This is a genomic window from Rhodovulum viride (assembly GCF_003265965.1).
Classification (GTDB): Bacteria; Pseudomonadota; Alphaproteobacteria; order Rhodobacterales; family Rhodobacteraceae; genus Rhodovulum; species Rhodovulum kholense.
The window spans coordinates 12,540-27,961 of the sequence record NZ_MUAV01000029.1 but is presented as its reverse complement, the minus strand read 5'-3'; the positions used below and the strand labels follow the sequence as shown (position 1 = coordinate 27,961).

The 15,422-nt window shown below is 68.0% G+C and carries 14 protein-coding genes; 13 read left to right on the top strand and 1 reads right to left on the bottom strand.

Annotated elements, in window-relative coordinates; all coding sequences use genetic code 11:
- Positions 1 to 129 precede the first annotated feature (129 nt).
- The 12 genes from BYZ73_RS18350 to BYZ73_RS18295 all read left to right on the top strand — a co-directional run bounded on the left by BYZ73_RS18350 (position 130) and on the right by BYZ73_RS18295 (position 13,191).
- Positions 130 to 1,725 (top strand): ABC transporter substrate-binding protein, encoded by a 1,596-nt coding sequence (locus BYZ73_RS18350; RefSeq protein WP_108028785.1) that lies wholly within the window; start codon positions 130 to 132, stop codon positions 1,723 to 1,725.
- Positions 1,726 to 1,827: 102 nt separating this feature from the next.
- Complete coding sequence (locus tag BYZ73_RS18345; protein ID WP_108028784.1) at positions 1,828 to 2,835, top strand: ABC transporter permease subunit; 1,008 nt, start codon at positions 1,828 to 1,830, stop codon at positions 2,833 to 2,835.
- A gap of 1 nt (position 2,836) precedes the next feature.
- On the top strand, positions 2,837 to 3,742 hold the full coding sequence (locus BYZ73_RS18340; protein WP_112317192.1) for an ABC transporter permease subunit: 906 nt from the start codon (positions 2,837 to 2,839) through the stop codon (positions 3,740 to 3,742).
- A gap of 4 nt (positions 3,743 to 3,746) precedes the next feature.
- Positions 3,747 to 4,727: an ABC transporter ATP-binding protein gene (locus BYZ73_RS18335; protein ID WP_112317191.1), complete on the top strand. Its 981-nt coding sequence runs from the start codon at positions 3,747 to 3,749 to the stop codon at positions 4,725 to 4,727.
- A complete protein-coding gene (locus tag BYZ73_RS18330; RefSeq protein WP_108028781.1) occupies positions 4,724 to 5,683 on the top strand; it encodes an ABC transporter ATP-binding protein in 960 nt (319 codons plus the stop codon). Before BYZ73_RS18335 ends, BYZ73_RS18330 begins: the two co-directional genes overlap by 4 nt.
- 237 nt (positions 5,684 to 5,920) lie before the next feature.
- The gene (locus BYZ73_RS18325) at positions 5,921 to 7,117 is read left to right on the top strand and encodes a Tm-1-like ATP-binding domain-containing protein (RefSeq protein ID WP_245943224.1); all 1,197 of its coding nucleotides are present in this window, start codon (positions 5,921 to 5,923) and stop codon (positions 7,115 to 7,117) included.
- A complete protein-coding gene (locus tag BYZ73_RS18320) occupies positions 7,117 to 7,950 on the top strand; it encodes a phosphoenolpyruvate hydrolase family protein (protein ID WP_112317189.1) in 834 nt (277 codons plus the stop codon). Before BYZ73_RS18325 ends, BYZ73_RS18320 begins: the two co-directional genes overlap by 1 nt.
- Before the next feature lie 14 nt (positions 7,951 to 7,964).
- A complete protein-coding gene (locus tag BYZ73_RS18315; protein WP_112317188.1) occupies positions 7,965 to 8,402 on the top strand; it encodes an SRPBCC family protein in 438 nt (145 codons plus the stop codon).
- A 428-nt stretch (positions 8,403 to 8,830) separates the two neighbouring features.
- Positions 8,831 to 10,585, top strand: a complete 1,755-nt coding sequence (locus BYZ73_RS18310) for an alkaline phosphatase (RefSeq protein ID WP_112317187.1) — start codon at positions 8,831 to 8,833, stop codon at positions 10,583 to 10,585.
- 75 nt (positions 10,586 to 10,660) lie between these two features.
- Positions 10,661 to 11,140 (top strand): hypothetical protein, encoded by a 480-nt coding sequence (locus BYZ73_RS18305; RefSeq protein WP_112317186.1) that lies wholly within the window; start codon positions 10,661 to 10,663, stop codon positions 11,138 to 11,140.
- Positions 11,141 to 11,146: 6 nt separating this feature from the next.
- A complete protein-coding gene (locus BYZ73_RS18300) occupies positions 11,147 to 11,836 on the top strand; it encodes an ABC transporter ATP-binding protein (protein WP_108028775.1) in 690 nt (229 codons plus the stop codon).
- Complete coding sequence (locus BYZ73_RS18295) at positions 11,833 to 13,191, top strand: ABC transporter permease (RefSeq protein ID WP_112317185.1); 1,359 nt, start codon at positions 11,833 to 11,835, stop codon at positions 13,189 to 13,191. The genes BYZ73_RS18300 and BYZ73_RS18295 overlap by 4 nt, the downstream gene beginning before the upstream one ends.
- 58 nt (positions 13,192 to 13,249) lie before the next feature.
- On the opposite strand, the gene BYZ73_RS18290 is transcribed toward BYZ73_RS18295, so the two are convergent.
- Complete coding sequence (locus BYZ73_RS18290) at positions 13,250 to 13,585, bottom strand: hypothetical protein (protein WP_112317184.1); 336 nt, start codon at positions 13,583 to 13,585, stop codon at positions 13,250 to 13,252.
- 291 nt (positions 13,586 to 13,876) lie between these two features.
- Between BYZ73_RS18290 and BYZ73_RS18285 the strand changes: the two genes are divergently transcribed.
- Complete coding sequence (locus tag BYZ73_RS18285; protein ID WP_181498101.1) at positions 13,877 to 15,229, top strand: Hint domain-containing protein; 1,353 nt, start codon at positions 13,877 to 13,879, stop codon at positions 15,227 to 15,229.
- Positions 15,230 to 15,422: the final 193 nt, after the last annotated feature.

Sequence of the window (15,422 nt, the reverse complement as noted above, 5' to 3'; positions counted from 1 at the left end):
GCGTCCGGCCCGGCAAGTTGCCGTTGACCGCCCGGCCGCAACCGGATTTGCTGTCCGGGCCTTCGACAACGCACAGATCACCGGCATGACCGATGGGACAGGGTGCCGGGATCCCATGAAAGGTACAAAATGACCCTACACACGTTTCTGACAACTTCGGCGCTTGCGCTGACCATGGCCACGGCCGCCGCCGCGCAACAGACGCTGGTCTATTGCTCGGAGGGCTCGCCCGAAGGGTTCGACCCGGCGCTCTATACCTCGGGCACGACCTTCGACGCCGCCGGACAGGCCGTCTATGCCCGCCTCGTCGAGTTCAAGACCGGCACCACCGAAGTGGTCCCGGGGCTTGCCGAAAGCTACGACATCTCCGAGGACGGCAAGACCTACACCTTCCATCTGCGGCCCGGCATCAAGTTCCAGACCACCGATTTCTTCACGCCGACGCGCGACATGACCGCCGATGACGTGATCTTCAGCTTCATGCGCCAGCTCGACCCCGAGAACCCCTTCCACAACGCCTCGGGCGGCACCTTCGAATATTTCAACGCGATGTCGATGCCCGAGCTGATCGAGAGCATCGAGAAGGTCGACGACCTGACCGTCACCTTCCATCTGACACGGCCCGAGGCCCCCTTCATTGCCAACCTGGCGATGGATTTCGCCTCGATCATGTCCAAGGAATATGCCGATCAGCTGCTGGACGCGGGCAGGCCCGACATGCTGAACCAGCAGCCGCTGGGCGCGGGTCCCTTCGCTTTCGTCGCCTACCAGAAGGACGCGGTGATCCGGTACCGCAAGCATGAGGGCTTCTACCGCGAGGGGCTGCCGAAGCTCGACAACCTGATCTTCGCGATCACCCCCGACGCCTCGGTCCGCTACCAGAAGCTGAAGGCGGGCGAATGCCATGTGATGCCCTTCCCGAACCCGGCCGATATCGAGGAGATGAAGTCCGAGGACGGCATCACCGTGCAGGAGCAGGAAGGCCTGAACGTGGGCTACATGGCCTACAACACCCAGCAGCCGCCCTTCGACAATCCGAAGGTCCGCAAGGCGCTGAACATGGCGATGGACAAGCAGGCCATCATCGACGTGGTGTTCCAGGGCTCGGGCGAGATCGCCAAGAACCCGATCCCGCCGACCATGTGGAGCTATAACGACGCGGTCGAGGACGATCCCTACGATCCCGAAGCCGCCAAGGCGATGCTGGAAGCGGAAGGCGTCACCGATCTGTCGATGAAGATCTGGGCGATGCCGGTGCAGCGGCCCTACAACCCGAACGCCCGGCGCATGGCCGAATTGCTGCAGGCCGATTTCGAGAAGGTCGGGGTCAAGGCCGAGATCGTCTCGTATGAGTGGGGCGAATATCTCGACCGCTCGAAGGACGTGGACCGCGACGGTGCGGTGCTGCTGGGCTGGACCGGCGACAATGGCGACCCGGACAACTTCCTGGCCACCCTGCTCAGCTGTGACGGCGTCGGCGGGGCGAACCGGTCGCAATGGTGCTATCAGCCCTTCGAGGACCTGATCCAGAAGGCCAAGACCCTGCCGACCCAGGCCGACCGCGCCAAGCTTTACGAAGAGGCCCAGGTCATCTTCAAGGAGCAGGCCCCCTGGGCCACGATCGCCCATTCGAAGGTGTTCATGCCGATGCGCGACGAGGTGCAGGGCTACAAGGTCCACCCGCTCGGGCTGCACATTTTCACCGAGGTCAGCCTCGACAAGTGATCAAGAAATGGGCGGCGGGGCTTTACAAGCCCCGCCGTTAGGGGCATTGGGCGCGGCCATGACACCAGTACGCCCCCAGTCCACGGACACGGCCGCAAGAAAATGTTCAGATTTTTCCTAACAAGACTGCTGACCTTCGTGCCGACCTTCATCGGCGTGACGCTGATCTCGTTCGCCTTCATCCGGGTGCTGCCCGGCGATCCGATCATCGTCATGGCCGGCGAACGCGGCCTGTCCGAGGCCCGCTATCAGGAGCTGCGCGAACAGTTCGGCTTCGACCAGCCGCTGATCGTCCAGTTCTGGGACTACCTGACCGGTATCCTGCACGGCAATCTCGGCATGAGCTACGTCACCAAGAAGCCGGTCTGGGACGAGTTCTTCGCCCTCTTCCCCGCAACCGTCGAGCTGTCGCTCTGCGCCATCGTCATCGCCATCTGCCTCGGCATCCCCGCGGGCGTCATTGCCGCGGTGAACCGGGGCAAGTTCTTCGACCGGGCGCTGATGTCGACGGCGCTTGTGGGCTATTCGATGCCGATCTTCTGGTGGGCGCTGCTCTTGATCATCGTCTTCTCGGGCAACCTGGGCTGGACCCCGGTCTCGGGCCGGATCGACCTTCTGTACTACTTCCCCGACGCGACCGGCTTCATGCTGATCGACTCGCTTCTGTCGGGCCAGAAGGGCGCCTTCGCCTCGGCTGTCGAGCACCTCATTCTGCCCTCGATCGTGCTGGCCACGATCCCGCTCGCGGTGATCGCGCGGCAGACCCGGTCGGCCATGCTGGAAGTGCTGGGCGAGGACTATATCCGCACCGCCCGCGCCAAGGGCCTGGCCCCGATCCGGGTCAGCGGGCTCCATGCGCTGCGCAACGCGCTGATCCCGGTCGTGACGGTGATCGGGCTGTCGGTCGGCGTGCTGCTGGCGGGCGCGATCCTGACCGAGACGATCTTTTCCTGGCCCGGCATCGGCAAGTGGATGGTCGACAGCATCTACCGGCGCGACTACCCCGTCGTGCAGGGCGGCCTGCTGCTGATCGCGGGCATGGTGATGATCGTGAACCTGATCGTCGACCTGCTGTATGGCGTCATCAACCCCAAGATCCGGAAACGCTGACATGGCCGACGCGACCGCAGACGCGACCCGCCCCGCCCCCGAACGCCCCGGCCGCCTGCAGGAGTTCTGGCGCTATTTCCGCGAGAACCGCGGCGCCGTCATCGGGCTTTACGTCTTCGCCTTCTTCGTGCTGCTGGCCATCGGCGCCAATGTCATTGCGCCGCACGACCCGACCCAGCAGTTCCGCGACCACACGCTGCTGCCGCCGTTCTGGACCGCCGAGGGCAGCTGGCGCTTTCCGCTGGGCACCGACCCGCTGGGGCGCGACATCCTCTCGCGGCTGCTTTACGGGGCGCGCTATTCCTTCTTCGTGGGCCTCGTCGTCGTGGTGCTGGCCGCCTCGACCGGCATCCTGATCGGGCTTATCGCGGGCTTCGCGCCGAAATGGCTCGACACCGTCATCATGCGGCTGATGGACATCATCCTGTCCTTCCCCTCGCTGCTGCTGGCGCTGGTGCTGGTGGCGATCCTCGGACCCACGCTTCTGAACGCGATGATCGCCATCGCCGTCGTGCTGCAACCCCACTATGTGCGCCTGACCCGCGCCGCGGTGATGAGCGAGCGGACCCGCGACTATGTCACCTCGGCCAAGGTCGCGGGCGCGGGGCTGGGGCGGCTGATGTTCATCACCGTGCTGCCCAATTGCCTTGCACCGATCATCGTCCAGATGGCGCTGAGCTTCTCGAACGCGATCCTCGACGTGGCGGCCCTGGGCTTTCTGGGCATGGGTGCGCAGCCGCCGACGCCCGAATGGGGCACGATGCTGGCCGAGGCCCGCGAATTCATCCTGCGCGCCTGGTGGGTCGTGACCTTCCCCGGCCTCGCGATCCTGATCACGGTGCTGTCGATCAACCTGATGGGCGACGGGCTGCGCGACGCGCTCGACCCCAAACTGAAGCGGAGCTGATCCCATGGCGCTCCTGTCCATCCGCAACCTTTCCGTGGAGTTCTCGACCGCGGGCGGCCCCTTCCGAGCCGTCGACGGGGTCGATGTGACCGTCGACAAGGGCGACATCCTCGCCATCGTCGGCGAAAGCGGGTCCGGCAAGTCGGTCTCGATGATGGCGCTGATGGGGCTTCTGCCCTGGACCGCCCGGATCACCGCCGACGAGATGAGCTTCGACGGCACCGACCTGCGCAGCCTCACCGCCCGCCAGCGCCGCCAGGTCATCGGCCGCGACATCTCGATGATCTTCCAGGAGCCGATGACCTCGCTGAACCCGTGCTTCACCGCCGGGTTCCAGATCAAGGAGACGCTGCGCCAGCACCTCAAGCTTGACCGCCGCGCGCGCCATGCCCGCGCCATCGAGCTGATGGAGATGGTCGGCATCCCCGATCCCGCGCGGCGGCTGAACGCCTTTCCGCACCAGTTGTCGGGCGGCATGAGCCAGCGGGTGATGATCGCCATGGCGCTGGCCTGCCAGCCGCGCCTGCTGATCGCGGACGAACCCACCACCGCGCTGGACGTCACGATCCAGGCGCAGATCCTCGACCTGCTGCAGGATCTTCAGAAAAGCACCGGCATGGCGCTGATCCTGATCACCCATGACATGGGCGTCGTCGCCGAGACCGCCCAGCGGGTGCAGGTGCAATATGCCGGCCAGAAGGTCGAGGAACAGCCCGTCCGGGCGCTTTTCGAGACCCCGCACCACCCCTATACCGCGGCCCTTCTGGCCGCCCTGCCCGAACGCGCGACCGAGCGGCGTCTGCCGACCATCCCGGGCGTCGTGCCGGGGCAGTTCGACCGGCCCGAGGGCTGTCTCTTCTCGCCGCGCTGCCGCTTCGCCGACGACATCTGCCGCCACCGCGCGCCCCCGGTGCAGCCGCCCGCGCTGGGCATCGCCCGCTGTCACTATCCGCTCGACACCGCCGCCACGGAGGCTGCCCGATGACCGCTCCTGTCGTCGTCGCCGATCACCTCGCCCGCCATTACGAGGTCGGCGGCGGGCTGTTCTCGAAACCGGCCACCGTCAAGGCCCTGTCCGAGGCCACATTCTCGATCGCGGCCGGCAAGACGCTGGCGGTCGTGGGCGAATCCGGTTGCGGCAAGTCCACGTTGGCGCGTCTGGTGACGCTGATCGAGGAACCCACCGGCGGTGCGCTGACGCTCGACGGCTTGGCCGCCACGCCCGACAACTGGCGCCGTCTGCGCTCGACCGTGCAGATCGTGTTCCAGGACCCCTATGGCTCGCTGAACCTGCGCCACCGGATCGGCACGATCCTCGAGGAACCGCTGAAGATCAATCGCCCCGAAATGAGCGCGCAGGAGCGCTCGGACAAGGCCCGCGAGATGATGCGGCTGGTCGGGCTGCGCCCCGAGCATTACGACCGCTTCCCGCACATGTTCTCGGGCGGGCAGCGACAGCGGATCGCGGTCGCCCGCGCGCTGATGCTGGAACCCAAGCTGCTGGTGCTGGACGAACCCGTCTCGGCGCTGGATCTGTCGATCCAGAGCCAGGTGCTGAACCTGCTGCTCGATCTGCAGGAACGCATGGATCTGGCCTATCTCTTCATCTCGCACGACCTGTCGGTGGTCCGCCACGTGGCCGACGAGGTGATGGTGATGTATCTCGGCCGCCCGGTCGAGTTCGGCACCAAGGAAGATGTCTTCGCCGCTCCGCGCCACCCCTATACCAAGGCGCTGCTGTCGGCGACGCCCTCGACCGAGCCCGACCCGGCGCGGCAACGGATCAAGCTACAGGGCGAGCTGCCCTCGCCGCTGGCGATCCCGGCGGGCTGCCCGTTCGCGCCGCGCTGCTGGAAGGCGCAGGACCGGTGCCGCGAGGCCCGGCCCGAGCTGACCGGCGCGCCCCATGCCGCGGCCTGCTTCTTCCCCGAAGGCCTCTGACCCGACAAGACAGCGATGCGGTTCGAAGGTGGGCGCCCCCGGGCGCCCGCCCCCTCATGCCCTCTCGGCCCCCTCCCGAATTGCACCTCGCGCGACATTTTCGACCGGCGCCCGCTGCGCGGCCCCGGCGCGACCGGCTTTGCTTGGAACGTCCGGTGGGCTGTGTTAACCATTTGGCATTCCAAACGGATGAAGCCCGGAGGTGGGACGGCCTCCCGGCATGAAGGGGAGAACGAGGTGACGAAAAAAGTGTTCGTCGTCGGGACTTTCGATACCAAGGGCCGCGAGCTTGTGCATGTCGCCGGGCTGCTGGCCGATGAGGGTCTGGAGGTGGTCCAGGTCGACCTCTCGACCTCGCCCGGGCACCGCAGCGGCGCCGATGTGACCCCGGCCGAGGTGGCCGCCTGCCATCCCGAGGGGACGGGCGCGGTCATGACCGGGGATCGCGGCACCGCCGTCGCCGGAATGGCCCGGGCCTTCGAGGCCTTCGTCGCGACCCGCGCCGATATCGGCGCGATGATCTCGCTGGGCGGATCGGGCGGCACGGCGCTGGTGGCGCCCGGCATGCGCGCCCTGCCCGTGGGCGTGCCGAAGCTGATCGTCTCGACGCTGGCCTCGGGCAATGTGGCGCCCTATGTCGGCCCCTCGGACATCACCATGATGCACTCGGTGACCGACGTCGCCGGGCTGAACCGGATCTCTAGGGTGATCCTCGGCAATGCCGCCCGCGCCATCGCGGGCATGGCGAAGGCCGCGCCCGAGGCGACCGGCGACGACCGCCCCGCCGTCGGGCTGACGATGTTCGGCGTCACCACGCCCTGCGTCACCCGTCTGGCCGCCCGGCTCGAGGCCCATGCCGATCCGATCGTCTTCCACGCCACGGGAACCGGCGGGCAGGCGATGGAGAAGCTGGTCGATTCCGGCATGATCTCGTCGGTGATCGACACCACGACCACCGAGATCTGCGATCTGCTGTTCGGCGGCATCCTCGCCGCGACCGAGGACCGGCTGGGCGCCATCGCCCGCACCGGCATTCCCTATGTCGGGTCCTGCGGCGCGCTTGACATGGTCAATTTCGGCCCCCGATCCTCGGTCCCCGACCGCTATGCCCACCGGCAGTTCTATCAGCACAATCCGCAGATCACCCTGATGCGGACCACGCCCGACGAATGCCGCCAGATGGGCGAATGGATCGGCGCCCGTCTGAATGCCTGCACGGGGCCGGTGCGCTTCCTGCTGCCCGAGGGCGGGGTGTCGATGCTGGACGCGCCGGGCATGCCCTTCGAGCTGATCGACGCCCGCAGCGCGCTGTTCGCGGCCCTTGAGGCCACGGTCGAGCAGACGCCCGACCGCCGCCTGATCCGCCTGCCCCACAACATCAATGACGAGGCGTTCTCGGACGCGCTTTACACCCACTGGAAGGAGATCGCCTGATGGCCCGGTTCGAACGCAAGGATCTGCTGGAGAAATTCCGCGGCATGATCGCCGAGGGCCGCCCGATCATCGGCGGCGGCGCGGGCACCGGCCTGTCGGCCAAATGCGAGGAAGCGGGCGGCATCGACCTGATCGTGATCTACAATTCGGGCCGCTACCGGATGGCGGGCCGGGGCTCGCTGGCCGGACTTCTGGCCTATGGCAATGCCAACGAGATCGTCGTCGAGATGGCCCGCGAGGTGCTGCCGGTGACGAAAAACACGCCGGTTCTGGCGGGCGTGAACGGCACCGACCCGTTCTGCAACTTCGACCCGTTCCTCGACCAGCTGAAGGCCATCGGCTTTTCGGGCATCCAGAACTTCCCGACCGTGGGGCTGATCGACGGCACCTTCCGCCAGAACCTGGAAGAAACCGGCATGGGCTACGGGCTCGAGGTCGATCTGGTGGCGCTGGCGCGCGCGAAGGACATGCTGACCACGCCCTATGTCTTCGACACCGATCAGGCCAGGGCCATGGCCGAGGCGGGCGCCGATATCGTGGTGGCGCATATGGGCCTGACCACGGGCGGCGCCATCGGGGCCGATACCGCGATCTCGCTGGAAGACAGCGCGCTCAAGGTCCAGTCCATCGCCGAGGCCGCGCTGAGCGTGCGCAAGGACATCATCGTGCTGTGCCATGGCGGGCCGATCTCGATGCCCGAGGACGCGACCTATGTGCTGTCGAACGCGCCCGACTGTCACGGCTTCTACGGCGCCTCCAGCATGGAGCGGCTGCCGACCGAAACCGCGCTGATCGACCAGACGCGGAAGTTCAAGACCATCACCCGGGGCTGACAAGGGAGGATCTTATGGCCAGGGCCTATGCCAGCGCGGTGATCCCCGCGCCCATCGAGAAGGTCTGGGAAATCCTGCGCGACTTCAACGGGCTGCCCAGCTGGCACCCGGCGATCGAGCGCAGCGAGATCGAGGACGGCCGCAGCGCCGATGCGGTCGGCGCGGTGCGGTCCTTCCATCTGGCGGGCGGCGGCGGGCATGTGCGCGAAAAGCTGCTGTCGCTCGACGACAGCGCCTTCACGCTCAGCTACAGCTTCGTCAAGCCGGCCTTTCCGGTCGAGAATTACATCGCCCGGATCGCGCTTTTCCCGGTCTCCGAGACCGGCGAGACCTTCGCCCTTTGGGAAGCGGAGTTCGACGAGGCGCCGGAGGACCGGGGCAAATACGGCCCGGTGATTTCCGAAGGCGTCTTCGCCGCAGGCTGGGCCGCGCTGAAACGCCACCTCGCCTGATCGCCCTTGCGGTCGGCGGCCCGCGCCGCCGACCCGCCCCGCCGACCCGTCCCCTTGCCGGGCCGCTCCCGCCCCGGTCGGACCCGATCCCCCAATTCCGCCGGACCGCCCCCGGACCCGATCCCGCCCCCTCCGGCTGGACCGGGCGCAAAGGTGCGGCCGATGCCCCCGCCCGCCTGCGGTCCCGCGTCCCGTGGCCGTCCCGGCCCGGACCTGCGCTGACCGCGGCCCGGCCGCCCGACGAAAAGCGGCGGGACCTTCCCCTTGGGGAAGGTCATGGCTCGTAGCGTCATCGTGGCGGGATGCCGCCTCTGCCCAAACAGGCCGCGACAGCGCGCACCCGCCGGTTTGTCACATGACCGATACATGCAATCGTTAACCGGACCGCGAGGGACCACCCCCTTCTTCCTTCCACAGCAGAGGTACCCATGCGAACTCTTCTTACAGCGCTCGCCGCCAGCACGATTCTCGCCGGTGCGGCGCAGGCCACGGCGGTCTATCCGCTCGACCGGGCGACGATCCTCGTCTCCTCGCCCTTCGACTTCAAGGTCGAGCTGGACGCGGTGCATCCCGAGGCCGACATTTCCGTGACCGTGAACGGCAAGCCCTATGCCGAAACCTTCGGCGCCGCCGCCGAGTATGTCGCCGAAGAAAAGGGCGCCGATGACGCCGTGCTGGGCTCGGCGCTGATCCTGCGCGATCTGGCCCTGGCCGAGCCGGGCAGCTACACCGTCGAGGTCAAGGCCGGGGACGAGACCAGGACCGTGACCTGGGAGGTCTACGCCACCCCCGAGACGCCCAAGGCCAAGAACATCATTTTCTTCCTCGGCGACGGGCTGTCGGTCGCGCACCGGACCGCGGCGCGGATCATGTCGAAGGGCATGACCGAGGGCAAGGCGGACGGCCGTCTGGCGATGGACGATCTCGACCACATGGCCTTCATCGGCACCTCGTCGACCCATTCCATCGCGACCGACTCGGCCAACACGATGTCGGCCTACATGACCGGCCACAAGTCGCGGGTGAACGCGCTGGGCGTCTATGCCGACCGCACCGCGCCGACCCAGGACGACCCCAGGGTCGAAACCATCGCCGAGGCCCTGCGCCGCACCACCGGAAAATCCATCGGCGTCGTCACCACCTCGGAACTGGAAGACGCGACGCCTGCGGCCGTCGTCTCGCACACCCGCAAGCGCAGCGACAAGGCCGATATCGTGGGCATGTTCTACGACATCCAGCCCGAGGTGATGCTGGGCGGCGGCTCGGCCTATTTCCTCAAGTCCGACATCCCCGGCTCGAAGCGGAAGGACGACAAGGACTATGTCGCGATGTTCCGCGAGGCGGGCTATACGCTGGCGACCAGCGCGGCCGAGCTTGACGCGGCGCAGGGCTCGAACAGCGGCAAGCTGCTGGGCCTCTTCCATACCGGCAACATGGACACCAAGCTCGACCGCAGCTTCCTGCATCAGGGCACGGTCGGCAAGTTCCCCGACCAGCCGGGCCTGGTCGAGATGACCCGGACCGCGCTCGATCAGCTGTCGAAGAACGACGAGGGCTTCTTCCTGATGGTCGAGGGCGCCTCGATCGACAAGATGTCCCACCCGATGGACTGGGACCGCGCCGTCATCGACACCATCGAGTTCGATCAGGCCGTGGCCGCCGCGCGCGCCTTCGCCGAGACCCATCCCGACACGCTGATCGTCGTCACCGGCGACCATACCCATGGCGTTTCGGTGATCGGCACCATCGACGACGACAAGCCCGGCGACGAGATGCGCGAGAAGGTCGGCACCTATGACGATGCCGGCTTCCCGAACTACACCGACGCCGACGGCGACGGCTATCCCGACAAGATCGACGTGTCGCGGCGGCTGGCGATCTTCTCGAGCAACTTCCCCGACTATTACGAAACCTGGGCGCCGAAGATGGACGGCCCGTTCGAACCCTCGGTGAAGAACGAAAACGACGAATACGTCGCCAACGAGGCCTACAAGGACCTGCCCGGCGCCGTGCTGCGGATCGGCAACCTGCCGAAATCGGCCGATACCGCGGTCCATGCGGTCGATGACGTGGTGCTGCAGGCCACCGGCCCCGGCGCCGAAGAGTTCAAGGGCTACATGGAACAGTCGGACGTCTACAAGGTTCTGGCCGACGCCTTCGCGCTGGGCACCGTCCAGAAGTGACCTGAACCGGGGCCTGTCCGGGCGGTGCGCCGTCCGGGCAGGCCCCCTTCCTTTCCCCTGCCCCGGAAGACCGCCATGACCGACCCCGCCGCCCCCGCCCCGGCCCACCACCGTACCCGCAGGCTGTGCCTCGCCGCCCTGCCCGGCCTGCTGTTTCTGACCGCTCCCCGCCCGGCCGCCGCCGAAACCCCGCTGATCGGTTTCGACGAGCTTTACAGTGCCTTCAGCCCGCTGGGCCTGACCTTTTCCGACAAGGTGATCGCGCTGACCGGCCAGAGGGTGCGCATCCGGGGCTTCATGGCGCCGCCGCTGAAGGCGGAGTCGAATTTCTTCGTGCTGACCGCGATCCCGATGGCGCTGTGCCCGTTCTGTTCGACCGATACCGACTGGCCCGACAACATCGTCGTGGTCTATCTCGACCGCAGCCAGACCTTCGTGCAGCCGAACCAGACCATCGAGGTCACCGGGCAGCTCGACCGCGGGTCCTGGGTCGATCCCGAGACCGGTTTCGTCAGCCAGCTGCGCCTGCGCGACGCGCGCTATTCCGCGGTCTGAGCCGCCATGCTGGGTCTTCATCTGTCTGCGGTCGAGGTCGCCTATCCCGGCCTCTCCGCCCCGGTGCTGCGCATCCCCGAGCTCGACATTCCCGCAGGCAGCCGCGTCGCGGTGACCGGGCCGTCGGGGTCGGGCAAGTCGACGCTTGTGAACATCGTCACCGGGCTCGCCCCGCCCGGCACTGGCCGCGTGCTCTGGGACGGCACCGACATCGCAGAGCTGCCCGAGGGCAGGCGCGACCGCTGGCGCGGCGCCAATATCGGCCTCGTGATGCAGGATTTTCACCTCTTCCCGGGGCTTTCGGCGCTTGAGAACGTGCTGTTGCCCGCGCGGCTGTCCCGCGTCGCCGATGCGGCGATGGAAGCCCGCGCCCGGACGCTGCTGGCCGAGGTCGGCCTTGCCCGTCCCGGCCAGCCGGTCGAGACCATGTCGCGCGGCGAGATGCAGCGCGTGGCGGTGGCGCGGGCGCTGTTGCGCGCGCCGGGGGTGATCGTCGCCGACGAGCCCACCGCCAGCCTCGATCCGGAAAACGGCGCGGCCATCGGCGCGCTGCTGATCGAGCTTGCCGAACGGTCGGGCGCCACGCTGATCGTGGTTTCGCATGACAGCCGCCTGACCGCGCGGCTCGACCGGGTGCTGACGCTCGCCGGCGGCGAGATCCTGTCCGACTGCGGCCGCGAAGGAGCCCGGCAATGATCCATTTCGTTCTGGCCGACCTGAAACGGTTTCGTCTGGGCTCGGCGGTGATCGTCCTGCTGATCGCGCTGGCGGTGGCGCTGGGCACCACCGTCACCCTGCAGGAACGCGCCCTGCGCCTGGGCAGCGCGCGCGCGTCCGAGAAATTCGATCTGATCGTCGGCGCGCCCGGCAGCGCCACGCAGCTGGTGCTGTCTTCGGTCTTCCTGCAGCCCGCGGCGCTGCCGCTGATGCCGGGCGACACGCTGGTCGCGCTGACCGAAGATCCGCGCGTGGCCTGGGCCGCGCCGATCGGCTTTGGCGATTTCGTGGCGGGGTATCCGGTGATCGGCACCACCACCACGCTGATCGGGAACACGACGACCGGGTTTGCCGAAGGTCGCGCCTTCGCCGCCGAAGGCGAGGCGGTGATCGGCTCGGCGGTCGATCTGGCCCTGGGCGACACGCTGGTTCCGACCCATGGCAAGCAGGTCGAGGGCGGCCATGCCCATGCCGGTATCGCCTATCGCGTGACGGGGCGGCTCGACCCCACCGGCACCCCCTGGGACCGCGCCGTTCTGGTGCCGATCCAGGCGGTCTGGCACGTCCACGGGCTTGGGCACGATGCCCATGACGCGCACGACCACGACGCCGGGGGGCATGACGCGGAGGCGCATGACGAGGAAGACCCTGACCACGCCCATGCCGCCAGCGAAGACCACACCGAAGACCACGCCGAAAACCATGGCGAGGCCGATCACGACGATCACGACGGCCATGACGGCGCTGCCTTCGACCCCGATGCACCGCTCGACGAGACCTGGGCGGCTGGCGTGCCGCCCGGCCTGCCCGCGATCCTGGTCAAGCCGCGCAGCATTGCCGATGCCTACCGCCTGCGGCAGGACTACCGCGCGACCGGCGACACGCTGGCGGTCTTTCCGGCCGAGGTCCTGACCGGGCTTTACGCCATGCTGGGCGATGCCAAACGCGTGCTGGTCGCGGTCGCAGTCGGGGCGCAGACGCTGGTCGCCGCGGCACTGTTGCTGGTGACGGTGATCCAGGTCGGCCAGCGGCGGCGCCAGATCGGGGCGCTCCGGGCCTTCGGGGCCCCGCGCGGCGCGGTCTTCGGCATCGTCTGGCTGGAACTGGCGCTTCTGTTCGGGACCGGCATCCTGCTGGGATTCGGTCTGGGCTTTGGAGCGACCGAGGTCCTGTCGCGCGCCTTCACCGCAGACCGCGGCTTCCCGCTGCCGGTGGCCTTCGCGCCCGGCGATCTTATGGGCTTCGGGGGCCTGATCCTGGCGGCGGCGGTGCTGTCGGCTGTGCCAGCCTGGCTGGCCTATCGCCAACCTCCGGCCGCCGCCTTGCGCGACTGACCGGTCGAGACCACGGTCGCGCCTAGCGTCGGACCTGGCTCGGGACGCCGCAAGGCGATCAATGGGAATCGCAGCCTTCGCGTATCCGGTGCGGCGCGGCGTCCGGGTCCGCCTCGACCGGTTCGACCCTGCCAACGGTCATTGCGCGCTCCGGCCGGGTCCGGGCGGCGTTTTCGGCCCGGACATCATCGGGCGGGATCTCGACGAAGGGCTCGGCGTCGTCTTCCGGCTCGGCCCGCAGCGCCACAACGGTGACGGCGGTGCCGCCGCCGACCATGCCGCCCAGCCAGTAGGACAGCAGGACGGTCACCCATCCGCCGTCCAGCAGCAAGGCACCCGCCAAGGCGGAAATGGTTCCCCCGGTAATCGAGGCGAGTGTGAAAAGTACAAGCATTGCCGAATGCATCTCCTTCGCGCACCGAGCGAAGCGGACCCCGGAGCAGGTGCGGTAGCTATGAATCGTAGGACAAATGATTAACTCCCGCAAAAGGCGATTGGTTTCAATGTATTCGCGAAAGACGCTCAGGCGGATTCTTGCCGGGGACCGCGCGGCCGCGGCAAGGCTCCGCCGTCCGGAATGGTGACCGACGCGGGGAACGAAGGAAACATTCCGCGAACAAATCAAACCCGTCTTAACACGCCCGCCCCTATAGAGGACGCCGGGGGGCCAGCAGAGGACGGACGCGTGGCGACACTCGAAGGCGACTGGACCGACAACAGCCTGACAGGCAGCGACGAGCCCGATCAGATCGAGGGGCACGAGGGCCAGAACACGATCGATGGCGGCGGCGGCGGCGACAGCATCGACGGCGGGTCCGGCGATGACACGATCTCGGGCGGCGCGGGCAATGACTGCATTCTTGGCGGCGCGGGCGAGGACGTGGTCTATGCCGGACCGGGCGACGACTCCATCGACGGCGGCTCGCAGGACGACACGATCTTCGGCGGCGACGGCAACGACGTGCTGCTGGGCGGGTCCGGCGACGACCAGCTGTTCGGCGGGGCCGGCGACGACTCCATCGATTCAACCTACGACAACGCCACGATCTTCGGCGGCGTCGGCAACGACACCATTCGCACCCAGTACGGCACCGCCTATGTCGATGGCGGCGCGGGCGACGACCAGATCTGGCTGGACGGCTATTCGGGCGGGGCCAAATACGTGGCCTTCGGCAAGGGCGCGGGCAGCGACTATGTGCACGACTTCAACCCCGAGATCGATTTCGTCCATATCGGCGACCTCAGCCCGGACGCCATCGTCATCACCCCGACCGAGGACAGCCGGATCTGGACGCTGAGCCTCGCGGGCGGGGACCCCGACGACAAGATGGTGCTGGACTGGTCCTTTTCCTGGAACGATGCCGTCACCGAAGACCAGATCCGGGCGCGGCTGGTCGGGTCGGACACCTATGCGCCGCCCCCCGATCTCAGCCTGCCCTGCTTTGCCGCCGGATCGCGCATCGCCACGCCCGACGGCCCGCGCCGGATCGAGCGGCTGAGGCCCGGCGATCTGGTCGAGACGCGCGACAACGGCCCGCGTCCGGTCAAAAGCCTGCTGCGCAGCCGCGTCGCCCCGCGCGAGATGGTGGCCAATGCCGCGCTCTGCCCGGTGCGGATCGCGGCGGGCGCGCTGGGGCCGGGGCAACCGGATCGGGCCATGCTGCTGTCGCGTCAGCACGGGGTGCTGATGCAGGCGCCGGACGGGCACGAGGTGATGGTGCGCGCCCGCCATCTGGCCGAGGAACTGGGTCTGGCCCGCCTGCAGCCCGCCCGGCGCAGCAACCCGCTTTTGTACCTGCATCTCTTCCTCGGCACGCATGAGCTTGTCTGCGTCGACGGGGTCTGGAGCGAGACACTTTTCATCGGTCCCGAACTGCGGCGGAGCGCCGGGCCGCTTCGCCGTCTGTTCGGCGCCACGCCCCTGCCCGCGACGGCCCGCCGGGTGCGCCCGCTGCTGACCCGCGCCCAGATCCGCGCCCAGATCCGCGCTGCGGCCGGACCGCTGCGGCCGCCGGAAAACCGCGCGCCTCCTGTCTGACGGCGGGATCGTCGCTCGCAAGCCCCGCATCGACCGGAGGCACCATGGCCTCGCCCCGCGCCCTCTGCGGATGATCGGACAAGACCGGGCGGGCCTGTCTGACGGCAGGATCGTTGCTCGCAAGCCGAGCATTTACCGAGGGGGTCCGGGGCCTCGCCACGCGCCGTCCGCGGGTCGTCGGACAAGACCGGGC

What these genes read in the sequence shown, in the direction of transcription:
- BYZ73_RS18340 (WP_112317192.1), top strand. Translation starts at nt 2,837, where the DNA reads ATGGCCGACGCGACCGCAGACGCGACCCGCCCCGCCCCCGAACGCCCC.
- BYZ73_RS18295 (WP_112317185.1), top strand. Translation starts at nt 11,833, where the DNA reads ATGATCCATTTCGTTCTGGCCGACCTGAAACGGTTTCGTCTGGGCTCG.
- BYZ73_RS18345 (WP_108028784.1), top strand. Translation starts at nt 1,828, where the DNA reads ATGTTCAGATTTTTCCTAACAAGACTGCTGACCTTCGTGCCGACCTTC.
- BYZ73_RS18350 (WP_108028785.1), top strand. Translation starts at nt 130, where the DNA reads ATGACCCTACACACGTTTCTGACAACTTCGGCGCTTGCGCTGACCATG.
- BYZ73_RS18290 (WP_112317184.1), bottom strand. Translation starts at nt 13,585, where the DNA reads ATGCTTGTACTTTTCACACTCGCCTCGATTACCGGGGGAACCATTTCC.
- BYZ73_RS18300 (WP_108028775.1), top strand. Translation starts at nt 11,147, where the DNA reads ATGCTGGGTCTTCATCTGTCTGCGGTCGAGGTCGCCTATCCCGGCCTC.
- BYZ73_RS18305 (WP_112317186.1), top strand. Translation starts at nt 10,661, where the DNA reads ATGACCGACCCCGCCGCCCCCGCCCCGGCCCACCACCGTACCCGCAGG.
- BYZ73_RS18330 (WP_108028781.1), top strand. Translation starts at nt 4,724, where the DNA reads ATGACCGCTCCTGTCGTCGTCGCCGATCACCTCGCCCGCCATTACGAG.
- BYZ73_RS18315 (WP_112317188.1), top strand. Translation starts at nt 7,965, where the DNA reads ATGGCCAGGGCCTATGCCAGCGCGGTGATCCCCGCGCCCATCGAGAAG.
- BYZ73_RS18335 (WP_112317191.1), top strand. Translation starts at nt 3,747, where the DNA reads ATGGCGCTCCTGTCCATCCGCAACCTTTCCGTGGAGTTCTCGACCGCG.
- BYZ73_RS18310 (WP_112317187.1), top strand. Translation starts at nt 8,831, where the DNA reads ATGCGAACTCTTCTTACAGCGCTCGCCGCCAGCACGATTCTCGCCGGT.
- BYZ73_RS18320 (WP_112317189.1), top strand. Translation starts at nt 7,117, where the DNA reads ATGGCCCGGTTCGAACGCAAGGATCTGCTGGAGAAATTCCGCGGCATG.